This window comes from Colwellia sp. BRX8-7, from assembly GCF_014077275.1.
Classification (GTDB): domain Bacteria; phylum Pseudomonadota; class Gammaproteobacteria; order Enterobacterales; family Alteromonadaceae; genus Colwellia_A.
The window spans coordinates 1-3,876 of record NZ_JACGVP010000045.1; the positions used below are offsets into that span (position 1 = coordinate 1).

At 38.2% G+C, this 3,876-nt stretch carries 4 protein-coding genes and 2 tRNA genes; all 6 read right to left on the minus strand.

Translation table 11 applies throughout. The features are described 5' to 3' along the window. Positions 1-161: 161 nt before the first annotated feature. A tRNA-Lys gene (locus H4J57_RS19135) sits at positions 162-237 on the minus strand. An 80-nt stretch (positions 238-317) separates the two neighbouring features. Then, a tRNA-Lys gene (locus H4J57_RS19140) sits at positions 318-393 on the minus strand. Positions 394-555: 162 nt separating this feature from the next. Then, positions 556-1,368 (minus strand): tol-pal system protein YbgF, encoded by an 813-nt coding sequence (ybgF, locus tag H4J57_RS19145; protein WP_182243941.1) that lies wholly within the window; start codon positions 1,366-1,368, stop codon positions 556-558. Between the two features lie 12 nt (positions 1,369-1,380). After that, complete coding sequence (pal, locus tag H4J57_RS19150) at positions 1,381-1,926, minus strand: peptidoglycan-associated lipoprotein Pal (protein ID WP_070376300.1); 546 nt, start codon at positions 1,924-1,926, stop codon at positions 1,381-1,383. Positions 1,927-1,978: 52 nt separating this feature from the next. After that, positions 1,979-3,325 (minus strand): Tol-Pal system beta propeller repeat protein TolB, encoded by a 1,347-nt coding sequence (gene tolB, locus H4J57_RS19155; protein WP_182171700.1) that lies wholly within the window; start codon positions 3,323-3,325, stop codon positions 1,979-1,981. A gap of 56 nt (positions 3,326-3,381) precedes the next feature. Next, positions 3,382-3,876 (minus strand): cell envelope integrity protein TolA (gene tolA, locus H4J57_RS19160; RefSeq protein ID WP_182243942.1); only part of this gene is annotated, 495 nt, incomplete at its 5' end.

Below are 3,876 nucleotides of genomic sequence, written 5' to 3' on the forward strand. Positions count from 1 at the left end.
TGAACCTTCGACAAATTGGTTAAAAGCCAACTGCTCTACCAACTGAGCTAACGGCCGACATATAAACTGTGGTGTTGAGAATCATCATCAACTAATGCAATAATCACTAATAAAATATCATTAATAAAGTAAGTTTGCATTGTACTTGTTAAGAAAGAAAGTGGTCGGCCGTGAAGGATTTGAACCTTCGACAAATTGGTTAAAAGCCAACTGCTCTACCAACTGAGCTAACGGCCGCCATATTTTCTTTTTTCGAAATAAATTTCGATTCTTACAAGGTACTTCTTTTTCTTTATAAAAATTACACTATAAAGAAGTGGTCGGCCGTGAAGGATTTGAACCTTCGACAAATTGGTTAAAAGCCAACTGCTCTACCAACTGAGCTAACGGCCGACATAAGTGCTAATTCACACTGCGTTGCACTAGTGCCTCAACGCGACGCATATAATACTCATAATTTTTTTTAGTGCAACCTTAAATTCAACTTATTTCTTATTAATTGACTACTTGCATAAAAAGAAGGCAGTTAGTGTAAGTTATCGTCGCTTTTATTGGTTATAAATTTTCTAACCTAGGTTTTGCTAGTTGAGCCGCACTTGAATCTGGGTATTGTGCGAGAACTTTCTGATACCAAATTTTTGCTGCTGCGTTATTATTTAGCTTTTGTTCAACCATCGCCAACTTCAACATTGCATCACTTCGCTTATTTGAGTCGAGGTATTGTTCAACCACTAAATTAAATTCATTTTTTGCTTTGGTGTATTCAGTTTTATTAAATAATAGCTGTCCTAACCAATAATGTGCGTTAGGTGCATAACTAGAATTTGGGAAATTTCGATTAAACGCTTGAAATTCAGGGATCGCTTTATCGTATTGTTTGTCTTTTAAAACTAAATTTACCGCGCTGTCATATGCTTGGTTTTCAGTTAAATTCGTTGAATAATTTATTGAAGCGTCTGAAGATGCTTTTGCTGGGGCTATAATCGCCGCAGGAACGTTATTTTCAGGTTTTAATGCTTCTGTTACCCTACGGTCAAGCTCTTGATATAACTCACGCTGTCGATTCAAAACTTGACTAAGCTGATGAGTATGTAATTCAGTAACACCACGTAATTCATTCACTTCATTTTGAAGTTCATCAAGCTGTCGCTGCACTTTGACTTGGGCACGATTACGAGCATCAAGTTTACGTTCAAGATTAACCAACTTCTCAGCCATTGTTTCTGGTACCGAAGAGGTGTATTGCGAAGGGCTACTTTTAATTGCACCCGTCTTGGTTATATCTATAACGGGAGCAGATTCTGCTGCCACTACCGCAAGGGTAGTAACAGCAAAGGACATCCCGAATAAAAATTTATTCAGTTTCATTTCTATCCTTGATTAGTAAACTAATACCGCACGACGATTTTTAGCAAATGCGTTTTCACTACGGTCTTTAATCATCGGCTTTTCTTCACCGTAGCTAACAACACTTAGCTGTGCAGATGAAACACCCATATTTTCTAAATAAGTTACTACCGCTTTGGCACGACGTTCGCCTAAAGCAATGTTGTATTCAGGCGTACCACGTTCATCAGCATGACCTTCAACTAAAACTTTCATGCTTGAGCTTTTGTTTAAAAATTTAGCATGTGCATCTAAAATAGCAGAAAATTCAGTGCTAACTGTAGAGGTGTCAAAATCAAAATAAACGATGTGCTCAGCACGAAGTTTTTCTAATGCTTGACGTTGTTGCTCTTCAATTTCAGCGGCACGTTGTACAGCGCTTACTTGAACATCAGCAGTATTATTTTCAATTACTGAAGACTCTTGAGCATTAGTCGCTACATTGCTTTGTTCATCAGTTTCTGAATTTGAACTACAAGCAGATAAAGCCAAAATTGGCAAAGCAATCGCAAGAGCTTTCACAGTTTTATTCAAACGCATTATAATTGTCCTTATTTTTCTAAAGTTATGTTTTAAATTAATGTTTAATTTTTTATAAAAATGGTGACCAAGCAGGTGCTTTTACTTCACCATCAGCCGCGGGTAAGCGCGCTTTAAATCTTCCATCTACAGATACTAAACTAAGCACTTGCCTATTATTGTGTAAAGTACTGTAGATTATCATGCCACCATTTGGAGCTATGCTCGGCGACTCATCTAAACGTGTTTTAGTCAGAACTTGAAAAATTCCTGACGCCAACTCTTGTTTAGCTAAATGATAATTCCCTCGTGTTCTGTTCACCATAATTAGTTGGCGACCGTCAGGTGTAATTGAACCACCAAGGTTCATTTCACCATCAAAGGTGAGTCGTTTAACACGACCATCGACTAAATTTACGCGATAAAGCTGAGGTTTACCACCCCGTTCTGAACTAAATACTAATGATTTCCCATCAGGGCTCCAACTTGGCTCTGCATCTATCGCTCGATGACGGGTGATACGACGTAGTTTTCTTGTTGCTACTTCCATAACATAGAGCTCTGAATTGCCATCTTTAGATAACATCATCGCAAGTTGATTACCATCGGGTGACCAACGTGGCGCACTATTTATACCAGGGTGATCGCTGATCATAGTACGCTTTCCGGTATAAATATCTATAATATATATTTTTTGTTGGTTGTTCTCAAATGTCGAGTACGCTAACTGATTGCCACTTGGATGCCATGAAGGTGACATTAATGGCTCTTTAGAACTCAACAAAACGTGCTCATTAACACCGTCATAATCAGCCATCACTAACTGAAAAGGAAATTCACCTTGGTCTCGCACTATCACATAAGCAATTTTGGTTAAAAATGCACCTTTACTGCCAGTTAACTTTTCATAAATAACATTACTGATGTGATGTCCATAACGACGAAATTGGTCAGCATTAATCTCAAAAGCACCCTCAGCATAAATATGATCAGAAGTTTGAACCAATTCTCCATTGCTTAGCATTTGCGATTGTCCACCGGTGATCTGCCCGCGAATAACATCAACCAGCTGGTAGCTTATTTTGTAACGACTAATACCTATTTGATTAATTTCTCCAACAACAACAGCTTCAACGCCCTCATTTGCCCAAGCTGAATAATCAATTTCTTGATCAGAAAATGGTGTTTGTGGAAAACGATTATTTTTTATTGGGTTAAATTTACCGCTGCGCAATAAGTCTTCACCAATAATAGACGATATATTTTCTGGGAGTGGCTCTAGTCCTGTCCATTTAAAAGGTACAACAGCGATAGGTCTAGCGCTATCAATCCCCTCAGTAATGACAATCTCAAGCGTTGCAAATGCACTATTTGAAATCAGTACGATAAAGAAAATGAAGGCTACTTTAAATTTATTCATATATTTTACTATTTTCTCAGTCATGGGTTATTTTTCATTGAATATAAACTGGACCATTAAAATTCAGGCACCACTGTTAGGCTAATCGTACGCATTTCTTTAAATACTTCGGGGTCTTTAGACACAGGTAATGTCCCTGCTTTATAAATAGCCGTCTTTGAAGCACTACAAACTACTTGGTCCCCTTTGCCAATAACAACGTTGGTTACAAAACCTGATGGTGCAAGACTTATAGTTAATTTACAAGATTTACCTTCCATAGTGCTGCGGTCAGTGATCAAGTTTCCTTGAATAGTTTGCCTTATAAGAGCGGTAAACCGACCAACCTCACTCATTGTTTGTTGATATCGGGCTTGTTGTCTAACCGCCATTTCTTCAGCCATTTGTTGCTCTAACATCTTTTGCTGTCGAGCACGCTCTTTAGCTTCTTGCTCTTTACGTTTACGCTCTGCTGCTTTTTTCTTGAGTAAATCATCGGCTTTTTTGGCTGCTATTTCTTCTTTTAAGCGTTTAGCTTTTGCATCAGCCGTCGCTTGTTCTGCGATTTTTTG